This window comes from Testudinibacter sp. TW-1 (genome assembly GCF_050613185.1).
Taxonomy (GTDB): Bacteria; Pseudomonadota; Gammaproteobacteria; order Enterobacterales; family Pasteurellaceae; genus Chelonobacter.
Genome location: NZ_CP192511.1, coordinates 828,125 through 848,737, shown reverse-complemented (window position 1 = coordinate 848,737; position 20,613 = coordinate 828,125). Strand labels below are relative to the sequence as shown.

At 49.0% G+C, this 20,613-nt stretch carries 22 protein-coding genes and 2 pseudogenes; 18 read left to right on the top strand and 6 right to left on the bottom strand.

Annotated features, from left to right (window positions below):
- Positions 1–78: 78 nt before the first annotated feature.
- From ACQ31U_RS04250 to ACQ31U_RS04240, 3 genes and pseudogenes are all read left to right on the top strand, one after another.
- A complete protein-coding gene (locus ACQ31U_RS04250; RefSeq protein WP_431053844.1) occupies positions 79–378 on the top strand; it encodes a helix-turn-helix domain-containing protein in 300 nt (99 codons plus the stop codon).
- Complete coding sequence (locus ACQ31U_RS04245) at positions 351–464, top strand: hypothetical protein (RefSeq protein ID WP_431053843.1); 114 nt, start codon at positions 351–353, stop codon at positions 462–464. The genes ACQ31U_RS04250 and ACQ31U_RS04245 overlap by 28 nt, the downstream gene beginning before the upstream one ends.
- A 27-nt stretch (positions 465–491) precedes the next feature.
- Positions 492–638 (top strand): annotated as a pseudogene (locus ACQ31U_RS04240) (septum formation initiator family protein); the annotation flags it as partial.
- 391 nt (positions 639–1,029) lie between these two features.
- Here ACQ31U_RS04240 and aqpZ read toward each other — a convergent pair.
- Positions 1,030–1,722: an aquaporin Z gene (gene aqpZ, locus ACQ31U_RS04235; RefSeq protein WP_431053842.1), complete on the bottom strand. Its 693-nt coding sequence runs from the start codon at positions 1,720–1,722 to the stop codon at positions 1,030–1,032.
- A 299-nt stretch (positions 1,723–2,021) separates the two neighbouring features.
- Between aqpZ and ACQ31U_RS04230 the strand changes: the two genes are divergently transcribed.
- From ACQ31U_RS04230 to ACQ31U_RS04180, 11 genes and pseudogenes are all read left to right on the top strand, one after another.
- Positions 2,022–2,843 (top strand): carbon-nitrogen hydrolase family protein, encoded by an 822-nt coding sequence (locus tag ACQ31U_RS04230; RefSeq protein WP_431053841.1) that lies wholly within the window; start codon positions 2,022–2,024, stop codon positions 2,841–2,843.
- 164 nt (positions 2,844–3,007) lie between these two features.
- Entirely contained in the window at positions 3,008–3,292 is a 285-nt protein-coding gene (ftsB, locus tag ACQ31U_RS04225) for a cell division protein FtsB (RefSeq protein ID WP_431053840.1), read from the top strand.
- Positions 3,292–3,984, top strand: a pseudogene (ispD, locus tag ACQ31U_RS04220) (2-C-methyl-D-erythritol 4-phosphate cytidylyltransferase); the annotation flags it as partial. The gene ftsB and the pseudogene ispD, both read left to right, overlap by 1 nt.
- Before the next feature lie 21 nt (positions 3,985–4,005).
- A complete protein-coding gene (gene ispF / locus ACQ31U_RS04215) occupies positions 4,006–4,485 on the top strand; it encodes a 2-C-methyl-D-erythritol 2,4-cyclodiphosphate synthase (protein WP_431054276.1) in 480 nt (159 codons plus the stop codon).
- Entirely contained in the window at positions 4,485–5,507 is a 1,023-nt protein-coding gene (gene truD / locus ACQ31U_RS04210) for a tRNA pseudouridine(13) synthase TruD (protein WP_431053839.1), read from the top strand. Before ispF ends, truD begins: the two co-directional genes overlap by 1 nt.
- An 11-nt stretch (positions 5,508–5,518) precedes the next feature.
- Positions 5,519–6,274 carry a 5'/3'-nucleotidase SurE gene (gene surE / locus ACQ31U_RS04205; protein WP_431053838.1) on the top strand — a complete coding sequence of 252 codons (756 nt, stop codon included), beginning with the start codon at positions 5,519–5,521 and terminating at the stop codon, positions 6,272–6,274.
- 3 nt (positions 6,275–6,277) lie between these two features.
- A complete protein-coding gene (locus ACQ31U_RS04200) occupies positions 6,278–6,904 on the top strand; it encodes a protein-L-isoaspartate(D-aspartate) O-methyltransferase (protein WP_431053837.1) in 627 nt (208 codons plus the stop codon).
- Complete coding sequence (locus ACQ31U_RS04195; RefSeq protein WP_431053836.1) at positions 6,901–7,476, top strand: YqaA family protein; 576 nt, start codon at positions 6,901–6,903, stop codon at positions 7,474–7,476. Before ACQ31U_RS04200 ends, ACQ31U_RS04195 begins: the two co-directional genes overlap by 4 nt.
- A gap of 30 nt (positions 7,477–7,506) precedes the next feature.
- Positions 7,507–8,721, top strand: coding sequence for a murein hydrolase activator NlpD (gene nlpD / locus ACQ31U_RS04190; RefSeq protein WP_431053835.1), 1,215 nt, complete (start codon positions 7,507–7,509; stop codon positions 8,719–8,721).
- Positions 8,722–8,791: 70 nt separating this feature from the next.
- On the top strand, positions 8,792–9,253 hold the full coding sequence (locus ACQ31U_RS04185; protein WP_431053834.1) for a low molecular weight protein-tyrosine-phosphatase: 462 nt from the start codon (positions 8,792–8,794) through the stop codon (positions 9,251–9,253).
- 86 nt (positions 9,254–9,339) lie between these two features.
- The gene (locus tag ACQ31U_RS04180) at positions 9,340–9,558 is read left to right on the top strand and encodes a YdcH family protein (protein ID WP_431053833.1); all 219 of its coding nucleotides are present in this window, start codon (positions 9,340–9,342) and stop codon (positions 9,556–9,558) included.
- A 50-nt stretch (positions 9,559–9,608) separates the two neighbouring features.
- Here ACQ31U_RS04180 and udp read toward each other — a convergent pair whose 3' ends face one another.
- Positions 9,609–10,364: a uridine phosphorylase gene (gene udp, locus ACQ31U_RS04175; protein WP_431053832.1), complete on the bottom strand. Its 756-nt coding sequence runs from the start codon at positions 10,362–10,364 to the stop codon at positions 9,609–9,611.
- Positions 10,365–10,417: 53 nt separating this feature from the next.
- The gene (gene asnC / locus ACQ31U_RS04170; RefSeq protein WP_431053831.1) at positions 10,418–10,891 is read right to left on the bottom strand and encodes a transcriptional regulator AsnC; all 474 of its coding nucleotides are present in this window, start codon (positions 10,889–10,891) and stop codon (positions 10,418–10,420) included.
- Between the two features lie 201 nt (positions 10,892–11,092).
- Between asnC and asnA the strand changes: the two genes are divergently transcribed.
- The 4 genes from asnA to ACQ31U_RS04150 all read left to right on the top strand — a co-directional run bounded on the left by asnA (position 11,093) and on the right by ACQ31U_RS04150 (position 15,129).
- Positions 11,093–12,085, top strand: a complete 993-nt coding sequence (asnA, locus tag ACQ31U_RS04165; protein WP_431053830.1) for an aspartate--ammonia ligase — start codon at positions 11,093–11,095, stop codon at positions 12,083–12,085.
- Between the two features lie 106 nt (positions 12,086–12,191).
- On the top strand, positions 12,192–12,368 hold the full coding sequence (locus ACQ31U_RS04160; RefSeq protein WP_431053829.1) for a hypothetical protein: 177 nt from the start codon (positions 12,192–12,194) through the stop codon (positions 12,366–12,368).
- Between the two features lie 45 nt (positions 12,369–12,413).
- Positions 12,414–13,784 carry a bifunctional UDP-N-acetylglucosamine diphosphorylase/glucosamine-1-phosphate N-acetyltransferase GlmU gene (gene glmU, locus ACQ31U_RS04155; protein WP_431053828.1) on the top strand — a complete coding sequence of 457 codons (1,371 nt, stop codon included), beginning with the start codon at positions 12,414–12,416 and terminating at the stop codon, positions 13,782–13,784.
- Positions 13,785–13,995: 211 nt separating this feature from the next.
- Complete coding sequence (locus ACQ31U_RS04150) at positions 13,996–15,129, top strand: N-acetylneuraminate epimerase (RefSeq protein WP_431053827.1); 1,134 nt, start codon at positions 13,996–13,998, stop codon at positions 15,127–15,129.
- 108 nt (positions 15,130–15,237) lie between these two features.
- Here the strand turns inward: ACQ31U_RS04150 and glpQ are convergent, their stop codons facing one another.
- The 3 genes from glpQ to ACQ31U_RS04135 all read right to left on the bottom strand — a co-directional run bounded on the left by glpQ (position 15,238) and on the right by ACQ31U_RS04135 (position 20,409).
- Positions 15,238–16,320: a glycerophosphodiester phosphodiesterase gene (gene glpQ, locus ACQ31U_RS04145; protein WP_431053826.1), complete on the bottom strand. Its 1,083-nt coding sequence runs from the start codon at positions 16,318–16,320 to the stop codon at positions 15,238–15,240.
- Positions 16,321–16,383: 63 nt separating this feature from the next.
- Positions 16,384–17,841: a glycerol-3-phosphate transporter gene (gene glpT / locus ACQ31U_RS04140; protein ID WP_431053825.1), complete on the bottom strand. Its 1,458-nt coding sequence runs from the start codon at positions 17,839–17,841 to the stop codon at positions 16,384–16,386.
- Between the two features lie 246 nt (positions 17,842–18,087).
- Positions 18,088–20,409, bottom strand: coding sequence for a Tex family protein (locus ACQ31U_RS04135; RefSeq protein WP_431053824.1), 2,322 nt, complete (start codon positions 20,407–20,409; stop codon positions 18,088–18,090).
- Positions 20,410–20,613: the final 204 nt, after the last annotated feature.

Below are 20,613 nucleotides of genomic sequence, written 5' to 3'. Positions count from 1 at the left end.
TAAAACCCCGTCTGGCGTGCCATGATCTGCACCCCAAAAGTTGGACTGCAAAACCAACTGACTAAGGTGCAGATTTTTATGACTAAATATACCCAAGTATTGAAACAACAAATCGTTGAATATTATTTTCAACATCATCAATCTATCAGCAAAACCGCAACACATTTTCAGGTTGCCCAACGCAGTATTCGCCAATGGATTGCACAATATCAATATTCCGGTCTTGATGGGCTAGCCGTCCTAGATATACCACGAAAATATAGGCTTGAAGATAAACTGAAAGCCATTGAATATATACAACACACCGAACTGACCTGGGCGTATCAAACGGCAGTGTTGTTTATCAATGGTTGCAACGGTTCAAAAAATTTGGCATAAATGGACTGATTGATAAGCCCAAAGGACGACCAGCCATGAATAAATCGAAAAAACACGTTAAGCCATTAACGCCGTTAAAAGATTGAACAGTGCACGGCGGAAAACACGCAACGAGCCAGCGTAACCAGTTGATCATGGCGGAGATCAAAGACTTGAAAGAGGGCGTGGCGGCGGTGGAAGAGTGTGTGCGCTCGGAGCATGATATGGTGAAAAGTAATGAAGTGTTTTATCGCCTGATGAAAGCGGATGAATATCAATAATGCCAACACAACGGAAAATTATTGCGATTGTGCCGGCGGTAGGAAGCGGCAACTCTACTTGCACAAGAGTTTGGAAGTGATTTGGCTTTTTAAATAAGACCGATTTTATCTAAATAAATAATCTTATCAACACTATCTATCGTTGTTTAGCAATGAGCAATACTCACACGAGTAATTTTTATATAAAGCCCTGCAATAAATAAACGTTGTTTCTGTCCGCCAGAAAGGTTTGTCCCAATTCTCCAATAATTGTTTCATATCCCATTGCAATTCTCGCGCAAGCGACGTTTGCCGTAAATATATCCGAATTTTCGCTGCGATCGCCCAACGCCGCCGCTTCGGAAACCGCTTTCCGTTGCCGGAAAACGGTTCATGTAAGTTAAGTTGAGGCTTATTTGTTGTTAGATAACAATGAACGGTAAATGATACCGCCGATTATCGCGCCAACGATTGGTGCTAACCAGAATAACCATAACTGTTCAACCGCCCAGCCGCCTTGGAATAAGGCAACACCGGTACTCCGCGCCGGGTTGACCGAGGTATTGGTGACCGGAATACTGATTAAGTGGATCAGGGTTAAGCCCAAACCGATTGCAATCGGGGCAAAGCCTTTCGGCGCACGCTCATCGGTCGCCCCCATGATGATGATCAGGAAGAAAGCGGTTAATACCACTTCAATCACCAATGCCGCGCCTAAGCTGTATTGGTTTGGCGAATGTTCGGCATAACCATTGCTGGCAAAACCGCTGGCAGCTGCGTCAAAACCGGCTTTACCGCTGGCAATAAAATATAATACCGCCGCCGCCGTAATTGCGCCCACAACTTGAGAAATGATGTATGGCAGTAATTCTTTCGCGCTGAAACGACCGCCGACCATTAATCCTACCGAAACCGCCGGATTGAAGTGACCGCCGGAGATGTGACCGACGGCATATGCCATGGTTAATACGGTTAAACCGAATGCCAATGCAACACCGGCAAAGCCGATACCCAATTCAGGATAAGCCGCTGCCAAGACCGCACTTCCGCAACCGCCGAATACCAACCAGAATGTGCCGAAGAATTCGGCAAAATATTTGTTCATACTAGGATTTCCTTTCATTAGCTTACAAACGAGCAAATATTACCCTGTTGGGATTCAGGCTACAACAATATTTACACTCGATGTGATGTTTATATTTTGTACCAAGAAGGAAATAATTGACTAAAATTGATAACAAACCCGCGTTATATTTTATTTTCCGGACGGTTTGCCATTCATAAGGAGTTTTAAGTGGTTGGGTAAAGATATGAATTAAATTTAAAAAAGGATGTAAAACTTGTTTTCTGAATGGAATCAAGGGATACTGAAACCGATGGATATAGTAAAGAAGGGCAGCGTATATGACGGCAGACAATTTTAAGGTCGCGACCATTCAAATGGTTTCCGGCACCGATCTCAATCATAATATCGACACGATGCAGGCGCTCGTGCGTAAAGCCGCGAATGCCGGGGCAAAATGGGTTTTGTTACCGGAATATTGGGCGTTAATGGGGGCGCATGAACAGGATAAATTGGCGATTGCCGAGCCTTTTGGCGAGGGCAGATTACAGACCTTATTATCCGAATTGGCAAAAGAATTGCAGATTGTGTTATTCGCCGGTTCGATTTCACTGCACAGCAGTGAAGAAAACAAAGTATTAAACAGTATGTTGGTGTATGGCGAACAAGGCGAATTACTCTCCCGTTACGATAAAATCCATCTGTTCAGCTATAGCGGTCAAGGCGAAAGCTATTGCGAAGCCGACAGTATCCAAGCCGGGTATCAAGTGCCGCAATTGCAAATCGGCGAAATCAGTGTCGGGCAAGGGATTTGCTACGATCTGCGTTTCCCCGAGCTGTTCCGCACCCAAGCGCCGTATGATGTGTTGATGTTGCCGGCTGCATTTACCTATACCACCGGTAAGGCACATTGGGAATTATTATTGCGTGCAAGAGCGGTTGAAAACCAATGTTATGTAGTTGCCGCCGCCCAAGGCGGGCGCCATCAAAGCGGACGTACGACCTTTGGTCACAGCATGATTATTGATCCTTGGGGCGAGATTATCAGTGGTGTCGGCGAGGGCGAAGGGTTTGCCATGGCTGAAATCAATTTTAGCCGCTTGCGTGAGGTTCGCCGCCAGCTACCGGCATTAAGCCATCGTCAATTATTTGTACGCACTTGATTTTATGTCGGTTGCGTGACAGCTGATCACTTCAGTTGCCCGTGCTGTGTCACGGGCGCTGTTTTTATAGAATTTTTTTACGACTTAGCGGTTTAAAATTCCATTTTTAACCGATTTCAAGTTAAACTATTCCCCATTTCACCACAAAAAGAGAACAGGCAATTATGCGAGTATTGATTATCATTCTGGGCGGTTTGTTGTTGCTGTTTCAGTACAGTTTTTGGTTCGGCAAAAACGGCTATCGCGATAATCAGGCGGTGCAGCAGGAAATCGAACAGCGCACGGCGGAAAACACGCAACTGAGCCAGCGTAACCAGTTGATCATGGCGGAGATCAAAGATTTGAAAGAGGGCGTGGTGGCGGTGGAAGAGCGGGCGCGCTCGGAGCATGATATGGTGAAAAGTAATGAGGTGTTTTATCGCCTGATGAAAGCGGATGAATATCAATAATGACAACACAACGGAAAATTATTGCGATTGTGCCGGCGGCAGGGAGCGGCAGCCGCATGTTGCAGGATAAACCGAAACAGTATTTGCTACTGAACGGCAAAACCATTTTGCAGCACACCTTGGATGTGCTGTTAAGCTATGCACCGATTGAAAAAGTGATTGTCGCAGTGGCAAAAGACGATCCCTATATTGCGCAACTGGCATTAGATCAATCGCCACGCATTCAGTTTGTCGTTGGCGGTGCAACGCGTGCCGAATCGGTGTTTTCCGCATTGCAAAGTGCGGTTGAAAGCGATGATGGCGAGAGCTGGGTGTTGGTGCATGACGCGGCGCGCCCGTGTTTAACCCATCAGGATTTGGATAAGCTGTTGCAAATTGACGATCCGAACGGCGCGATTTTGGCTTATCCGGCAATCGATACGATTAAACGCGCCGACGGTCAGCAACGGATTCAAGCCACCGAAGATCGTTCGCAGTTATGGCATGCTTTAACGCCGCAATTTTTCCCGACCGAACGTTTGTGCGCCGCCTATAAATCGGCGATTGCGCAGAACTTAACCTTAACCGATGAAGCCTCCGCAATGGAGCTCGCCGGGTTTAGACCGCACTTGGTGCCGGGGCGCTCGGATAATTTAAAAATCACCCGCCCGGAAGATCTCGCCTTGGCGGCATTTTATTTACAACGGAGAGAATTTACAACGGAGAGAACTGAAATGATACGCATAGGACACGGCTTTGATGTGCACGCCTTTGGCGGCGTAGGTCCGATTATCATCGGCGGCGTGGCAATTCCCTACGAAAAAGGCTTGTTGGCACATTCCGACGGCGATGTGGCACTGCACGCGCTGACCGATGCCTTATTGGGCGCAGTCGCGTTAGGCGATATTGGCAAGCTGTTCCCCGACACCGATATGGCATACAAAGGCGCGGACAGTCGCGGTTTACTACGCGAAGCCTATCGCCAAGTGCGGTCGAAAGGCTATCGCGTGGGCAATGTCGATGTCACGATTATTGCGCAAGCGCCGAAAATGCGCCCTCATATCGACGCAATGCGCGCTTGTATTGCCGAGGATTTGGCATGTGAGATTGGGCAAGTGAATGTTAAAGCCACCACCAGTGAAAAATTGGGCTTCACCGGACGCGGCGAAGGTATCGCTTGTGAAGCGGTCGCCTTACTCTTTAAGGATAACTAATGTCAGAACTCCAATATTTATACGGCAAGCCGCAACAAAGCGCGCGCCTCAAAGCCGAATTCAGCGATTTTATCGTGCGCGAAGAATTAGGTTATGCACTGAGTGGCGAGGGTGAATTCGTGGCTATAAAAGTCCGTAAAACCAATGCCAATACCCTGTTTGTCGGCGAAAAGTTGGCGGCATTTGCCGGCATTTCGGCGAAAAAGATGAGTTACGCCGGTTTAAAAGATCGCCATGCGGTGACCGAACAATGGTTTTGTTTGCATTTGCCCGGTCAAGAAACGCCGGATTTTAGCCGGTTTGCGCTTGAAGGCGTGGAAATTATTGAGGTTACGCGCCATAACCGCAAAATTCGGGTCGGCAGTTTGCAAGGCAACCATTTTGAGATTTTACTGCGCGATCTGAATGAAAGTGCGGTTTTGAACCAACGCTTGCAACAACTGGCGCAACATGGTTTTCCGAATTACTTCACCGAACAGCGTTTCGGGCGCGACGGACACAACCTGACCCAAGCGTTACGTTGGGCGAACGGCGAAATTCAGGTTAAAGATCGCAAAAAACGCAGTTTCTATCTCTCCGCCGCACGCAGCGAGCTGTTTAACCTGATTGTCTCACAGCGGATTGCCGATGGGTTAAGCCGAACGGTAATCAGTGGCGATGTGTTGCAATTGCAAGGCTCGCACAGTTGGTTTGTGGCGCAGGCGGAGGAATTGACCGCACTTCAAGTGCGGTTGGCGCAAAACGATGTCGGGCTAACCGCCCCGCTGATCGGTTCAAAGGAACTTGCCAGCCAAGATCAGGCGTTGTTGCGTGAACGGGCGGTGGCGGAGCAACATCATGCTTTGGTCGAATTAATGCACAAAGAGCGGTTGCAAAACGCGCGCCGTTTAATCGTGGCAAAACCGCAGCATTTCGCTTGGCAATTTGAGGCGGAAGGCTTGCGTTTGCAGTTTTACCTCGACAGCGGCAGTTATGCCACCGCACTGGTGCGCGAATTGGCGTTGTTGGTTGAAGATGAATAATAAGGGAAATTATGCATATTTTACTCAGTAACGACGATGGCATTCACGCCGAAGGGATTCAAACCATGGCGGCGGCATTGCGTAAATTTGCCACCGTCACCATCGTCGCCCCGGATCGCAACCGCAGCGCCGCGTCCAGTTCGCTGACCTTGGTCGAACCGTTGCGTCCGCTTAAATTGCCGAACGGCGATTACTGCATTAACGGCACGCCGGCGGATTGCGTGCATTTGGCACTGAACGGCTTTTTGTCCGGACGGGTGGATTTGGTGGTGTCAGGCATTAATGCCGGCGCCAATCTGGGCGATGACGTGATCTATTCCGGCACGGTGGCGGCGGCGTTGGAAGGGCGGCATTTGGGCTTGCCGTCGATTGCGGTTTCTCTTGACGGGCGGATGTATTACGAAACCGCGGCGCAAGTGGTGTGCGATCTGATTCCGACCCTGCATGACACGGTGTTGGACCGCCGCGAGATTATCAATATCAATGTGCCGGATATTCCCTATGCCGAATTGAAAGGCTTACAAGTGACCAAACTGGGTTACCGCGAATCGGCGAGCGCAATGGTGAAACAGGTTGATCCGCGCGGCGAAAGCATTTATTGGGTCGGCGCCAGCGGTTTGCCGGAATACAGCGGCGAAGGTACGGATTTTCATGCCGTCGCCAACGGCTATGTCTCGCTGACCCCGATTCAAACCGATATGACCGCCCACCAGTCGCTGCAACGTTTGCAGGATTGGGTCAAACTTGATCGAAGCGCAACGGATTAAAACATGTCGAAATTGGAACAACGCCGCTTGGTAGAACGCCTGCATTCACAAGGAATTCAAAATCATGCCATTTTACAGGCGATGTATGACATTCCGCGCGATTTTTTTGTACAGGAAGCGTTTAGCCGCCGTTGTTATGAAAACATGGCGATTCCGATCGGCGAAGGGCAAACCCTGTCGCAACCCTATATTGTGGCGAAAATGAGCGAATTATTGCAACTAAACGCACAAGATAAGGTCTTAGAAATCGGTACCGGCAGCGGTTACCAAACCGCACTTTTAGCCAAGCTTTGCCGTCAGGTTTACAGCATTGAACGGATTAAAAAACTGCAATGGCAGGCGATCCACCGCTTGAAAAAACTGGAGCTGCATAATGTGCAATTGCGCCATGCCGACGGTTGGCAAGGGTGGGCGGCAAAAGCGCCGTTCGAGGCGATTATCGTGACGGCGGCGGCGGAAAATATGCCGGTGGCGCTGTTGCAGCAATTAAGCGACGGCGGGCGGATGGTGGTTCCGCTCGGCAAAGAGATTCAGGTTTTACAACTGATCACCCGTGTCGGTGATAAATATCATGTTGAAAAGATTGAAGAAGTAAAGTTTGTACCTTTAGTAGCAGGAGAGCTACAGTGAAAATTTTTGGAAAAATGTATGATCAGATGATGCGCTGGTCGCGCCACCGTTTGGCAATTTATTGGCTGTCATTTGTCAGTTTTATTGAGGCGATTTTCTTTCCGATTCCGCCGGATGTGATGTTGATTCCGATGTCTATGAATAATCCGAATAACGCCTTGAAATATGCGCTTTATACCGCACTTGCTTCGATGTTGGGCGGCTTGGTCGGCTATGCCATCGGTTATTATGCCTTTGATATGGTGCAGCAGTATATTGTGCAATTTGGTTATCAGGCGAAATTGGAACAAGTTACCGCATGGTTCAATCAATGGGGAATTTTGGTGCTGTTTGTCGCCGGTTTTTCGCCGATTCCGTATAAAATATTCACCATTGCCGGCGGTTTATTACATATGGCGTTGTTGCCGTTTGCCGTCACCGCCTTTATTTCGCGCGCGGCGCGTTTTATTTTAGTTGCCAAATTATCCGCTTGGGGCGGACCGAAAATCGAGGCGAAATTGCGCCGTTCTATTGAAGTGATCGGCTGGGGCGTGGTAGTCTTAGCCGTTATTGCTTATTTTATTTTGCGTTAATTAAGATTGAGAGAAGGTAAGGATTTGAATATGAAAAATAAACTGTTCGTTTTGCCGACCGCACTTGCTCTTGCCGTGCTGGCGGGATGTAGCAGCAGCGGTGGTGCGCCGGTGCAAAGTGCCGACGGTAATCTGTCGCCGGGCATTATGCAGCCGGTCGAATCCAGCGGCGCGAGCAGCGGCAGCTGGCAGCCGGAAATCCAACAGCAAAACATGCCGGCAAGCATGACGGTGCAACAGGCGATACAGCAGCCAATCGGACAAGTGCAATCACAGGCGCAACAAGTACAACAAAATGTACAAAGTGCGGTACAGCAACCGATTGGACAAGTGCAGCAGGCGCAACAAACGGCAACTGCCGTCGGCAGCCAAACGCGCACCAATAATGTCTCGCAAGACTTTACCATTCCGCGCGACACCACCACCAACGCGCCGATTTATAATCAAATCGACAAAGGTTTCTACAAAGGCGACACCTATACCGTGCGCAAAGGCGATACTATGTTCCTGATTGCCTATATTTCCGGTCTGGATGTGGCGGAGCTTGCCGCAAAAAACAAGATGAGCGAGCCGTATAATCTGCGGGTCGGACAAGTGTTGCAAGTCGGCAACGGCAGTGCGGTTAGCCATGCGCCGGCAGCCACGGCGAGCACACCAGCGGCAGCGACGACCGCAAGCGCCGCAGCAACGGCGCCGACACAACCGGCGGTAACTTATACGCCGGGTCCGAATAACACCCGATATGGTTCGGACGGCACGATTACCGGTCCGGTGAAAGCCTCGGCAGGCAATGTCGCCACTATGGCACAGCAGCAGGCGCAACAAGCGGTAACCGCAACCGCTGCCGTAACACCGCCAAGTGCGGTCAATTCAAACATCAGCTGGCGTTGGCCGACGAATGGTAAAGTCATCCAAGGCTTTTCTTCATCCGACGGCGGCAATAAAGGCGTGGATATTTCCGGTTCGCGCGGACAAGCGGTTAATGCCGCTGCCGCAGGACGGGTGGTGTACGCCGGTAATGCACTGCGCGGCTACGGCAACCTGATTATCATCAAACATAACGATGATTTCCTCAGTGCATACGCGCATAACGAAACTATCTTGGTCAAAGATCAGCAAGAAGTGAGTGCGGGACAACAAATTGCCAAAATGGGCAGCTCCGGCACCAACTCGGTTAAACTGCACTTCGAAATCCGTTACAAAGGCAAGTCGGTTGATCCGACCCGCTATTTACCGGCGCGTTAAAACGGGTTCATGTAATAAGAACGGGCATTTTTGCCCGTTTTTATTTATCCGAAGGAAAAGGGAGACAAAAATGAAGATTTTATTTATTTGTCTGGGCAATATCTGTCGTTCGCCGATGGCGGAGTATATTCTGCGGCATAAGCTTGTGCAAGCGCGTTTGCAAGATTGGGTTATGGTGGATAGCGCCGGTACCGCGGGTTATCATGACGGCGAAGATATGCACCGCGGCACGGCGCAAATGCTACGGCAACACGGCATAGATAAGTGCGGTTTTGTCAGCCGCAAAGTACACAACAGTGATTTGCACGAATTCGATTACTTGATTACGATGGATAACAGTAATTTAGCGGACTTGTATAAACGCTTTGGCAAACAGGCGAAGATTTTTAACATCACTGATTTAGTGCCCGATTTGGGCTTTGATCATATTCCCGATCCTTGGTACAGCGGCGATTTTGCGCAGACCTACACCTTGTTGGAACGCTGTTGTCAGCAATTACTGCAGCAAATCAAATCGCGCTATCGCGAGTAAATATCAATTTTGTGAACTGGCACGAAACTTGGCGGATGAAATGATGGTAAAATAAACAAGTCGTATGATTAGCTAAGGAGTTTGCCATGTTTCCCGAATACCGCGATTTAATCAGCCGCTTGAAGCTGGAAGATGCCCATTTTGCCCGTTTATTTGATAAACATAACGAGTTGGATCACAAAATTATTGCGATTGAAACCAACGTTGAATTAGGCACCCATGAAGAGGTTGAAAATCTGAAAAAAGAGAAGTTACGCTTAAAAGATCAACTGTATCTGATTTTGAAAAATGCTGCCGCGCAATAATAAAATCCCGTCGAATGACAGGATTTTATAGTTGAGCTAAGATGAAGCGGTTAGGCTAGCAAACCTGCCGCTTTGACCACCAATGCCACGGCTTTGCCTTCGGCGGCTTTAATCGTGCTTTCGTTCGGAATTTCCTGCTGTGTGCGATTGACGATCACCGCGGAAATCATACCGGCGCGCAAGCCCAAGGCAGAACACATGGTAAACAAGGTTGCCGATTCCATCTCAAAGTTCATCACGCCCAAATCCTGCCACTCTTTCAATGAACCGCGGAAACGACGGCAAACTCTGCCGCTGTAAGTGTCGTAACGCTCTTGTCCCGGGTAAAACGTATCGGAAGAGGCGGTGATACCGACATAGGTGGTTTCGCCGCTTTCTTGCGCCACTTGGTGTAATACCGAGGTGCATTGGAAATCCGCTACTGCCGGAAATTCCAACGGCGCAAAATGCTGGCTTGCGCCGTCCAAGCGTACCGCACCGGTGGTGACCAAAATGTCGCCGACATTAATTTGCGGTTGAATCGCGCCGGTTGTGCCGATACGCAAAAAGGTGCGCACGCCCAACTGTGCTAATTCTTCCACCGCAATCGAGACCGACGGGCCGCCGATCCCGGTCGAGCAGACTACAATCGGTTTGCCGCCGACATACCCTAACCATGAGGTGTACTCACGGGTTGAAACCAAAAATTTAGGGTTGTCCATCAATTGTGCAATGCGCTCGACGCGTGCCGGATCGCCCGGCGTGATCGCAACAGTCGCGCCTTGTAAATCGGCTTTGGTTAATCCTAAATGAAATACATCAGACATACTCTTTTCCTTCTTATTGTTATGGTGCAAAGAAAGAATGTTACGCCAAATTTTTACGGATTAATATCCCGAAGTATTGGATTTTGCATAGAAATTAACGTTTCTGTGGACTGGATCTCATCTATGAGTTGAATTTTGCTTGCCAACACCGAATGAAGCTCCTCAATGGTATGGGTCATCACCTTAATAAAGATCGAATAATTGCCGGTGGTGTAATAGGCTTCGACCACTTCATCAAAGGTTTGCAGTTTTTTAATCACCGCATCGTAATCTTTGGCGCTTTTCAAGATAATGCCGATAAAACAGCAGACATCATAACCCAACTTACGTTCGTTGATCCGCACTTTGGTGCCTTCGATCACGCCGGATTGGCGCATTTTTTCCACCCGCACATGAATGGTGCCCGGACTGACCCCGAATTTCTTTGCCATTTCCGCATACGGGGTGCGCGCGTCTTTGGTTAACACGCGTAGGATCTGTTGATCCAGCGCATCAATTTGAGCGACATTTTGACTTGTATGTTGCATAAGCCCCTCTAATTTAGGTTTGAATTTAGTTTTTTTTCAAAAAAAACCACCTTAAATTGATAGATGAATACATATTAACAAAAAAAATTAAAAAAGTATTGGAGTTTTTTGTCTGTTTGTTGAATAATGCACAAAAACGAGGTTAAACCCGATTTTTATTTAATAAATCCAGAAAACCATTTAAAAAAGAATAGAAAAATCATGAAAAATTCATTTATTTTGCAACAACAAGAAATCAGTTTTGTTAAAAACACCTTTACCCAAATGTTAAAAGAACACCTGAAAATCGTCGAGGTACAAGGTCCCTTGCTAAGCCAAGTCGGTAACGGCATGCAAGACAACCTGTCCGGGGTGGAAAATGCGGTGCAGGTGAATATCCGTGAAATCCATGGCGTGCGTTTCGAAGTGGTGCACTCATTGGCGAAATGGAAACGCCATACCTTGGGGCGCTTTGACTTCCAACCGAACGAAGGGTTGTTTGTGCATATGATTGCGCTGCGCCCGGATGAAGACAGCCTCGATCAAACCCATTCGGTGTTTGTTGACCAATGGGATTGGGAGCGCGTGATTCCGCAAGGTTCGCGCAATTTGGCCTACTTAAAAGAGACAGTACGTTCGATTTACACAGCGATTAAAGAAACCGAACAAATGGTGGAAGTGCAATTCGGGATCAAAGGCTTTTTACCGCCGGAAATCACCTTTGTCCACAGTGAAGATTTAGCCCGCCGTTATCCGGATCTCAGCAGTAAAGAACGTGAGAGTGCGATCTGTAAAGAACATGGCGCGGTGTTTTTAATCGGTATCGGCGGCAAATTATCCGATGGCAAACCGCACGACGGGCGCGCACCGGACTACGATGACTGGACCACCCCGAGCGAAGGCGAATACAAAGGCTTGAATGGTGATATTTTGGTGTGGAATCCGGTATTGGAATCGGCATTTGAATTGTCTTCGATGGGGATTCGGGTGGACGAAGCCGCCTTGCGCCGCCAATTGACGATTGCCGGTAACGAAGAACGCGCCGAGTTCCCTTGGCATCAGGATCTGTTAAACGGCAGATTGCCGCAGTCTATCGGCGGCGGTATCGGACAGTCGCGTTTGGCAATGTTGTTGCTGCATAAACAACATATCGGACAAGTCCAATCCAGTGTCTGGCCGAAACACATTATGGATCAATACGATAATATTTTGTAATTTTGGTTTTACTTGCAGCACTTTTTTATTTTTTAACTTTTTATTTTTGATTTTTTTACTCGGAAAGCAAATATCCCCATCAGACCCTAACGCTCAGGCGGGGTGTTTGTTTCCACCGCCGCCACCGGCTTGCGGGTGGAAAAATCAAAAACGCCAAGGTTTGGAGGCGGCATTATACGGCGAACCGCTCGAATACATTTCTCTTCGTTACCTCAACCGCACTTTGTTTGTTACAGTTAATCGCGACAAGCAAAGTGCGGTTTTGCGTTTCTCACTTGCCTAATTTGGTGTAAAATCAATTCAATTTTTTATTGCGAGAGATTCTGTTATGACGAAACAAAAGTTAAGCGTGGTGATCTTAGCTGCCGGCAAAGGCACGCGTATGTATTCCGATTTACCGAAAGTGCTACACACCATCGCCGGTAAACCGATGGTGAAACACGTAATTGATACCGTGAAAAAATTGGGGGCGGCAAACATTCATCTGATTTACGGACATGGCGGTGAAGTAATGCAACAGCGTTTGCACGGCGAGCCGGTGAATTGGGTGTTGCAAGCGGAGCAGCTTGGCACAGGACACGCCATGCAACAAGCCGCACCGCACTTTGTCGATGATGAAAATATTCTGATGTTGTACGGCGACGGGCCTTTGATCACGCCTGAAACGCTGGAAAAACTGATTGCCGCCAAACCACAAAACGGCATTGCCTTGCTGACCGTCAAGTTAGACGATCCGACCGGTTACGGACGGATTATCCGCCAAGACGGCAATGTGGTGGCGATTGTCGAACAAAAAGACGCCGACGCTGAGCAGTTGAAAATTCAAGAAGTGAACAGCGGCGTGATGGTGGCGAGCGGCGCAAGTTTTAAAAACTGGCTGGCACGTTTAAACAATAACAATGCACAGGGCGAATATTATATTACCGACGTGATCGGCTTTGCCAACCAAGACGGCTGCCAAGTCACTGCGGTTTCGGCGGCGGACAGAATGGAAGTGGAAGGGGCAAACAACCGTTTGCAGATGGCGCAACTGGAGCGTTACTACCAACAGCAACAGGCGAAAAAATTGCTGTTGGCGGGGGTGATGTTGGTCGATCCGAACCGTTTTGATCTGCGTGGCGAGTTGAGCCACGGCAAAGACGTGGAAATCGATGTGAATGTGATTGTCGAAGGGCACGTGGAACTGGGCGACCGCGTGCGGATCGGCGCGGGCTGCGTGTTGAAAAACTGCCGTATCGCGGCTGACGTTGAAGTTAAGCCGTATTCGGTGATTGAAGATGCGGTGATCGGCGAAAGTGCGGTCATCGGCCCGTTCTCACGCTTGCGCCCGGGGGCGGAACTGGCGGCGGAAACCCATGTCGGCAATTTTGTTGAGATCAAAAAAGCGCTGGTCGGTAGAGGCTCGAAAGTCAATCACCTGACTTATGTCGGCGACGCGGAAATCGGCAGCAACTGCAATATCGGCGCAGGCGTAATCACCTGCAACTACGACGGCGCAAATAAATTCAAAACCGTGATCGGCGATAACGTGTTCGTCGGCTCAGACTGCCAACTGGTTGCGCCGGTCAGTATTGCCGACGGTGCCACCATCGGCGCAGGCGCAACCGTCACCAAAGATGTTGCGGAAAACGAGCTGGTGATCAGCCGTGTGCCGCAACGGCATATTGCCAATTGGCAGCGACCAAGCAAAAAGAAATAATCCGCTTAACCTTCTCCATCGGTAAATGTTATCTTGCTGATGGAGAAATATTCTGCAAAATCACAAAAAAACTGTGATCTTCCTTACGTTTTCAATAATAAAAACCGCACTTGGCTTGCATTCTTTTATGGAGTGCAGGTATCATCTCGCCATGCCGAAATGACATCATTATTCAACCAGAGAACACGCGTCGCTCAGATTAGGAATCGGAATGAAAGCCCTGCCAAATGCCGTTTTACGCCTCAGTTTCACCCTAAGTTTGTTAGCGGTGACGGCGGTTGCGCAAGCAGGAAGCTACCCCGATTTGCCCGAACCGATTAAATTCGGCAGCGGCGCAGTAATCGGCGATACGGTGTATGTCGGTTTAGGTAGCGCAGGCAAGCAGTTTTATGCCTTGGATCTCAGCCACAAAAAAGCGCAATGGCAAAAAATTGCCGAATTTCCGGGGGGCGAACGCCAATATGCGGTCGCCGCCGCATTAAATGGCGAGTTGTATATTTTTGGCGGCTTGCAAGCCGGGGAAAACGCTTTGCAAGTTGTGAATGACGCCTATCGCTATGATCCGCAACAGGATCGTTGGTTGGAATTGAATACGCGTGCGCCACGCGGCATTGTCGGCGCCGGGGCGGTGGTGTACCAAGATAAAATTTATTTGCTCGGCGGTAATAATCCGGAAGTGCTGGGGGCTTATTTGCAAGATTACGCCAAGGCGGCGGATCAACCGAGCAAAACGGCGGTAAAACAGGCTTACTTTCAACAACCGCCGCAGGATTATTTTTTTACCACTGAATTATTGAGCTACCAAGCAAATGAAAACCGTTGGCGTAACGAAGGCAAATTGCCTTTCACCGCCAGAACCTGTGCCGCAGTCGTCGGACAAGGGGAAACGGTATTGGTGGTCAACGGTGCGGTTAAGCCGGGCTTGAATACGGCGAACACTCAGCAGGGACGGATTGGCAAACAACGGGTGGAATGGAAGAAACTGCCTGATTTGCCGGCGGTTGCCGATCATGGGCAAGAAGGGGTAAGCGGCGCAGGCGGCGGTTACAGCCATGGTTATTATTTGGTGGCAGGCGGCACCAATTTTCCCGGCGCGCAACAACAGTTTCGACAGGGAAAACTGTTTGCCCACGAAGGTTTGAGCCAAGCGTGGCACGATGAAATTTATACTCTGAAAAACGGTCGTTGGAAAATGATTGGCGAGCTGAATCAAGCGGTCAGCCATGCGGTCACCGTGTCCTACGACAACAAAATGTTATTAATCGGCGGCGAAAGTGACGACGGCAAGGCATTAAGTGCGGTGCAAGTCCTCAGCTACGACGGCAGCCGGTTAATTATCGAATAACAAACTTTCCTCTATTTAGTTTGTACTTCCCCCTTATCCGCAAGGATAAGGGGATTTTTTTGTTTACGGAATCTCAAAGTGCGGTTGTTGAACCGCACTTGAGTGATGTTACTCTTTATCCTTGGCTAAGAATTTCACTGCCAGATCCGGGAAGTCGGTGAAGATCCCGGTGGCGCCGGCTTGATTCAGCAAGGCGTCAAACATTTGATCGATATTGCCGAAAAACGGCGGTAGCGCGTCTTTACGCACCGTGTAAGGGTGCAATTCTAATTTTTGTGCGGCGATTTCAGCAACCAGCGGCGTGTATTGAATGTTACCCGTAGTCGAGGCTTTATCATCGACCAGCATATACCAACCGGGGCCGACACCGTCGGCATATTTCGCCACTTCCGTCATTGCGCCGGGTTTAAACATCCAATCGTAGTCATAGTTAACCCATTTGCCGGCGGCATTTTTCTCTTCGGTTTCATGCCAATCGGTATAGGCAATCAGTTGCACCAGTTTGATATCCATGCCCAATTGCGGCAGTAGTTCGGTTTTAATCCGTTTTAATTCATTAAAGTCAAATGTTTGCAGATAGACCGCGGAATTTTTATCGGTGTAACCGTATTTTTTCAGCACTTTTAGGGTTTCCAAAGCAATATCTTTGCCTTCTTGGTGGTGCAGCCAAGGCGCTTTGATTTCAGGATAAATCCCGATTTTCTTGCCGCTGGATTTTTCCAATCCCTGAATAAATTCGATTTCATCTTCAAAGGTATGGATTTTGAAATTGGATTGCCAGAGTGGGAAACGGTCGGGATAGACCTGCACTTGTTTGCCGTTTTCCTCTTTGAAATTTTCCGTCATTTCTAAGCTTTGAATCTCTTTTAAGGTGAAATCCGCCACATAATAGCGTCCGTCTTTACGTGCGCGTTGCGGAAATTTTTTCGCCACATCGGTTAAACCGTCGAGAAAATGATCATGGATCACGACCAGACGATTATCTTTGGTCATGGCTAAATCTTGTTCCAGATAATCGGCTTTTTGTCCGAATGCCAAGGCTTTGGATTCCAGGGTATGTTCCGGCAGATAGCCGCTGGCGCCGCGGTGGGCGATAACCAGTTTATCGGTTTGTGATGTCGGGACATTGTTAACACAGCCCGCAAGTGCGGTTGAAGCAATGAGGGCGACAGCTAAATAGTTTAATTTCATTGTCTTTTCCTTTCTGCAGATAAAAAGAAAGACGAAACCGGGTTCGTCTTTCGTGGGAGTGAATTATTTGATTAAGCGATCTTCTTCGGCGATTCGGGCTTTGTGTTTGCCTTCTTCCACCATAGTGATCAACATTAACACGCAAGCCAACACGGCACCGCCGATCATAATGTAGAAACCGCCGTCCCAGCCGAATTTGTCAGCCGCCCAGCCGATCACCGCACTTGCCGCCACCGTACCGCCAAGATAGCCGAATAAACCGGTGAAGCCCGCTGAGGTGCCCGCCGCTTTTTTCGGTGCCAGCTCAAGGGCGTGCAAGCCGATTAACATCACCGGACCGTAAATCAGGAAGCCGATAATGGTCATCATGATAAAGTCGGTCAATTGATACGGATTTTGATACCAAGGCAAAGCAGCGTAGTGTGCCAACTCGGATTCCGGAGTTGCCGGATTGAGCCAGAACACGGTAACAGCGATTGTTACCATCACCATGAATACAAAACCGGTGAGTCCGCGTTTACCTTTGAATACTTTATCCGACATCCAACCGCACAACAGCGTGCCCGGAATCGCCGCAAATTCATAAATCGCATAGGCGGAGGCGGTCGCCTTAATATCGAAGTGTTTCACTTCGCCTAAGTAAACCGGCGACCATTTCAACACGCCATAGCGAATCAGATAGACGAATACGTTGGCAATCGCGATATACCATAACAAACGGTTTTTCAGCACGTAAGTGACGAAAATTTCTTTGGTGCTCAAATCATGTTCGTAGGTTTCTTCGTTATAGTCGTCCGGATAATCGTTTTTGTATTTTTCGATTGGCGGCAGACCGCAAGATTGCGGGGTGTCGCGCATGACGAAGTACAGAATAAATGCTGCAATTAATGACGCGATACCCGGGTAGTACAGTGCTTGCTGCCATACATGACCGAAAGTCACTTTTGCCACTTCAGGATGATTGGCGGCATACACCATACTGGCGATCCCGACCAGAATTGCCGGCACCATCCCGCCGAGGTTATGTGCGGTGTTCCAAATCGAAACAATAGTTCCGCGTTCGCTTTTTGACCACCAGTGCACCATGGTACGCCCGCTCGGCGGCCAGCCCATGCCTTGGAACCAACCGTTGATAAACAACAGCACGAACATAATCAAAATGCCGGAAGTCGCCCAAGGCACCAAGCCCATCAAGGTCATACACATCCCGGACAACGCCAAACCGAACGGCATAAACATTTTCGGATTTGAACGGTCGGAAATCGCCGCCATAAAGAATTTGGATAAGCCGTAAGCCAAACCGGGCGCAATCCCGATAATCCCCAGTTCGGTTTTGGTATAAAGCCCGGCTTCGATTAAGCCTTTTTGTGCTAAATCGAAATTACTACGGGTAAAATAATAGGCGGCATAACCAAAGAAAATGCCCATGAACACCTGCCAGCGCAAGCGGGTATAAGTCGGCTCAATTTTTTCTTGAGGTAATAACGGCTTATGTGCCGCCGGTTTAAAAAAACCTATCATAAAACACCTCTGTTTTAGTGTAATGGTAAAAGTAAGGATTGTGTGCAAAATACAGCAATTTGTATTTGGAAAAGAATAATAACAACTTTTTCATGGATTTCTATGTTCGAATGCGAAAATTGGGATCGTTATCACATTCATTTTAGACGATATTTTTTTAAGCTGTCATCAAACTGTAATAAAAAAGCACACATTGAAGGCAATGAGTGCTTTAACTAATTGAATTAATTATTTTTATTGATTCATTTATTTTTTCCAATTTTTCAACGCGTCGGCAAACGCATTGTTACCGATGTTTGTATTCGGACGTGATGGGCGGGCGCGGTTGTTCGGATTGGAACGCTCGCCGTTGGCGTTGCGTTTTTCGCCGCTGCCGACCGCACTTTTATCCTGCGGCTGTTCGTCTAAACGGCAACTGAGGGCGATACGTTTGCGGGCGACGTCCACGTCCATCACTTTCACTTTCACCACGTCACCGGTTTTCACCACTTCATGCGGATTTTGCACGAATTTGTCGGATAATGAGGAGATATGCACCAAACCGTCTTGATGGACGCCGATATCGACAAACGCGCCGAAGTTGGTGACGTTGGTGACCGTGCCTTCTAAAATCATGCCGACTTTGAGATCGGTGATTTGCTCCACGCCGTCCATAAAGGTGGCGGTTTTGAATTCACCGCGCGGGTCGCGCCCCGGTTTTTCCAATTCGCTTAAAATATCGCGCACCGTCGGCAAGCCGAAACGTGCGTCGGTAAATTCGGCGGCGTTTAATTGGCGCACCGCACTGGCGTTGCCCATTAAATCCCTGATGGTTTGCGAAGTGGCGCTGAGGATTTTTTCCACCACCGGATAGGCTTCAGGGTGCACGCTAGACGCATCGAGCGGATTTTTGCCGTGGTTGATACGCATAAAACCGGCGCATTGCTCGAAGGCTTTCGGCCCTAGGCGGCTGACTTTTTTCAGTTGTTCACGGCTGTCGAAACGTCCGTTTTCATCGCGGTATTTGACGATATTCTGCGCCAAGGTTGCGCTCATGCCCGCCACCCGCGCCAACAACGGCGCAGAGGCGGTGTTGAGATCCACCCCGACCGCGTTCACGCAGTCTTCCACGACCGCGTCCAATTTACGCGCCAGTTGGCTTTGATTGACATCGTGCTGATATTGCCCCACGCCAATCGCTTTCGGATCGATTTTCACCAATTCCGCCAAGGGATCTTGCAAGCGACGGGCAATCGACACCGCGCCGCGCAGCGAAACATCTAATTGCGGGAACTCTTGCGCCGCCAGTTCGGAGGCGGAATAGACCGACGCACCGGCTTCGCTCACCACCACTTTTTGCGCCTGCCAATCGTTCGATTTCGCTAAAATGTCCGCCACAAAACGTTCGGTTTCGCGCGAAGCCGTGCCGTTGCCGATCGCAATCAAACCGACGTTGTATTTTTTGCCCAATTGGTAAATGCTCACCATCGCTTTATCCATTTGTCCGGTGTGTGGATAAATGGTGTCGGTGGCGAGCAATTTACCGGTATTATCCACCACTGCGACTTTCACGCCGGTGCGCAAACCGGGATCAAGCCCCATGGTGTTTTTCGCGCCGGCAGGCGCAGCCATTAAAAGTGCGGTCAGGTTGCGCGCAAACACATCAATCGCTTCGCTTTCCGCCTGTTCGCGCAATGCCGCCATCAGCTCGGTTTCTAAATGCAATGAAATCTTAATCCGCCACGTCCAACTGATCACCTGCCGCCGCCAACTGTCGGCAGGCTGCTGATTGAAATCCGCGCCTAAATGTTGGCGGATAATCTCCTCGCAATGGCTTTGGCGCACGCTGTCATCTTGATCGGGATCGGCATTCAAACTCAGTTGCAAAATGCCCTCATTGCGTCCGCGCAACATCGCCAAGGCACGGTGCGACGGCACGCTTGCCAAACGCTCTTGATGGTCAAAATAATCCTGAAATTTCGCCCCTTCCGCTTGTTTGCCGTCGATCACTTTCGCTACCAATACCGCACTTTTCTGCAAATAGGCGCGCACTTTTGCCAATAATTCCGCATCTTCGGCAAAACGTTCCATTAGGATATAACGCGCGCCGTCCAGTGCCGCTTTGCTGTCGGCAACGCCGTTTTCGGCATTCAGATAAGCAAGTGCGGTTTGTTCCGGCACCTGTTGCGGATTTTGCCACAGGCTGTCGGCAAGCGGTTCTAACCCGGCTTCGATCGCAATTTGCCCTTTGGTGCGGCGTTTCGGTTTATACGGCAGATAGAGATCTTCCAGTTCGGTTTTGCTTTGGCAGCTTTCGATTTTGGCTTGTAGCTCGGTGCTGAGTTTGCCCTGATCGGCAATGGATTTCAGAATGGTTTGACGGCGCTCGTCCAGCTCGCGCAAGTAGAGCAAGCGGGTTTCAAAATGGCGCAGTTGGGTGTCGTCCAAACCGCCGGTCACCTCTTTACGGTAACGGGCGATAAACGGAATGGTGTTGCCTTCGTCCACCAGACCGATGGCGGCTAAAATTTGTTTGGCTTGTACATTGAGTTCTTGCGCAATGGTTTGGCTGATTTGTTGGTTTTGCATAGTGGATCTCTTGGGTAAAAATACAAAAGAGCTCAAATTGCAGATAAAGATGAAATGTAAAAGTAGGGGCGGATTATATCTCCGCCCGAACCGCACTTTGCATTTACCTTTTATTGGTTAATTGTTTATATCGTACTTCGTAAACGGGCGGATATTTAATCCGCCCTTACTTTGTTTCATAAACTACCTTTGCCAATCATTTGA

Bases quoted from the DNA above. Each gene is read 5' to 3' on its own strand.
- ftsB (WP_431053840.1), top strand. From the start codon at position 3,008: ATGCGAGTATTGATTATCATTCTGGGCGGTTTGTTGTTGCTGTTTCAG.
- ACQ31U_RS04200 (WP_431053837.1), top strand. From the start codon at position 6,278: ATGTCGAAATTGGAACAACGCCGCTTGGTAGAACGCCTGCATTCACAA.
- asnC (WP_431053831.1), bottom strand. From the start codon at position 10,891: ATGCAACATACAAGTCAAAATGTCGCTCAAATTGATGCGCTGGATCAA.
- glmU (WP_431053828.1), top strand. From the start codon at position 12,414: ATGACGAAACAAAAGTTAAGCGTGGTGATCTTAGCTGCCGGCAAAGGC.
- udp (WP_431053832.1), bottom strand. From the start codon at position 10,364: ATGTCTGATGTATTTCATTTAGGATTAACCAAAGCCGATTTACAAGGC.
- asnA (WP_431053830.1), top strand. From the start codon at position 11,093: ATGAAAAATTCATTTATTTTGCAACAACAAGAAATCAGTTTTGTTAAA.
- glpT (WP_431053825.1), bottom strand. From the start codon at position 17,841: ATGATAGGTTTTTTTAAACCGGCGGCACATAAGCCGTTATTACCTCAA.
- aqpZ (WP_431053842.1), bottom strand. From the start codon at position 1,722: ATGAACAAATATTTTGCCGAATTCTTCGGCACATTCTGGTTGGTATTC.
- ACQ31U_RS04150 (WP_431053827.1), top strand. From the start codon at position 13,996: ATGAAAGCCCTGCCAAATGCCGTTTTACGCCTCAGTTTCACCCTAAGT.
- truD (WP_431053839.1), top strand. From the start codon at position 4,485: ATGTCAGAACTCCAATATTTATACGGCAAGCCGCAACAAAGCGCGCGC.
- ispF (WP_431054276.1), top strand. From the start codon at position 4,006: ATGATACGCATAGGACACGGCTTTGATGTGCACGCCTTTGGCGGCGTA.
- nlpD (WP_431053835.1), top strand. From the start codon at position 7,507: ATGAAAAATAAACTGTTCGTTTTGCCGACCGCACTTGCTCTTGCCGTG.
- ACQ31U_RS04230 (WP_431053841.1), top strand. From the start codon at position 2,022: ATGACGGCAGACAATTTTAAGGTCGCGACCATTCAAATGGTTTCCGGC.
- surE (WP_431053838.1), top strand. From the start codon at position 5,519: ATGCATATTTTACTCAGTAACGACGATGGCATTCACGCCGAAGGGATT.
- ACQ31U_RS04250 (WP_431053844.1), top strand. From the start codon at position 79: ATGACTAAATATACCCAAGTATTGAAACAACAAATCGTTGAATATTAT.
- ACQ31U_RS04135 (WP_431053824.1), bottom strand. From the start codon at position 20,409: ATGCAAAACCAACAAATCAGCCAAACCATTGCGCAAGAACTCAATGTA.
- ACQ31U_RS04180 (WP_431053833.1), top strand. From the start codon at position 9,340: ATGTTTCCCGAATACCGCGATTTAATCAGCCGCTTGAAGCTGGAAGAT.
- ACQ31U_RS04185 (WP_431053834.1), top strand. From the start codon at position 8,792: ATGAAGATTTTATTTATTTGTCTGGGCAATATCTGTCGTTCGCCGATG.
- glpQ (WP_431053826.1), bottom strand. From the start codon at position 16,320: ATGAAATTAAACTATTTAGCTGTCGCCCTCATTGCTTCAACCGCACTT.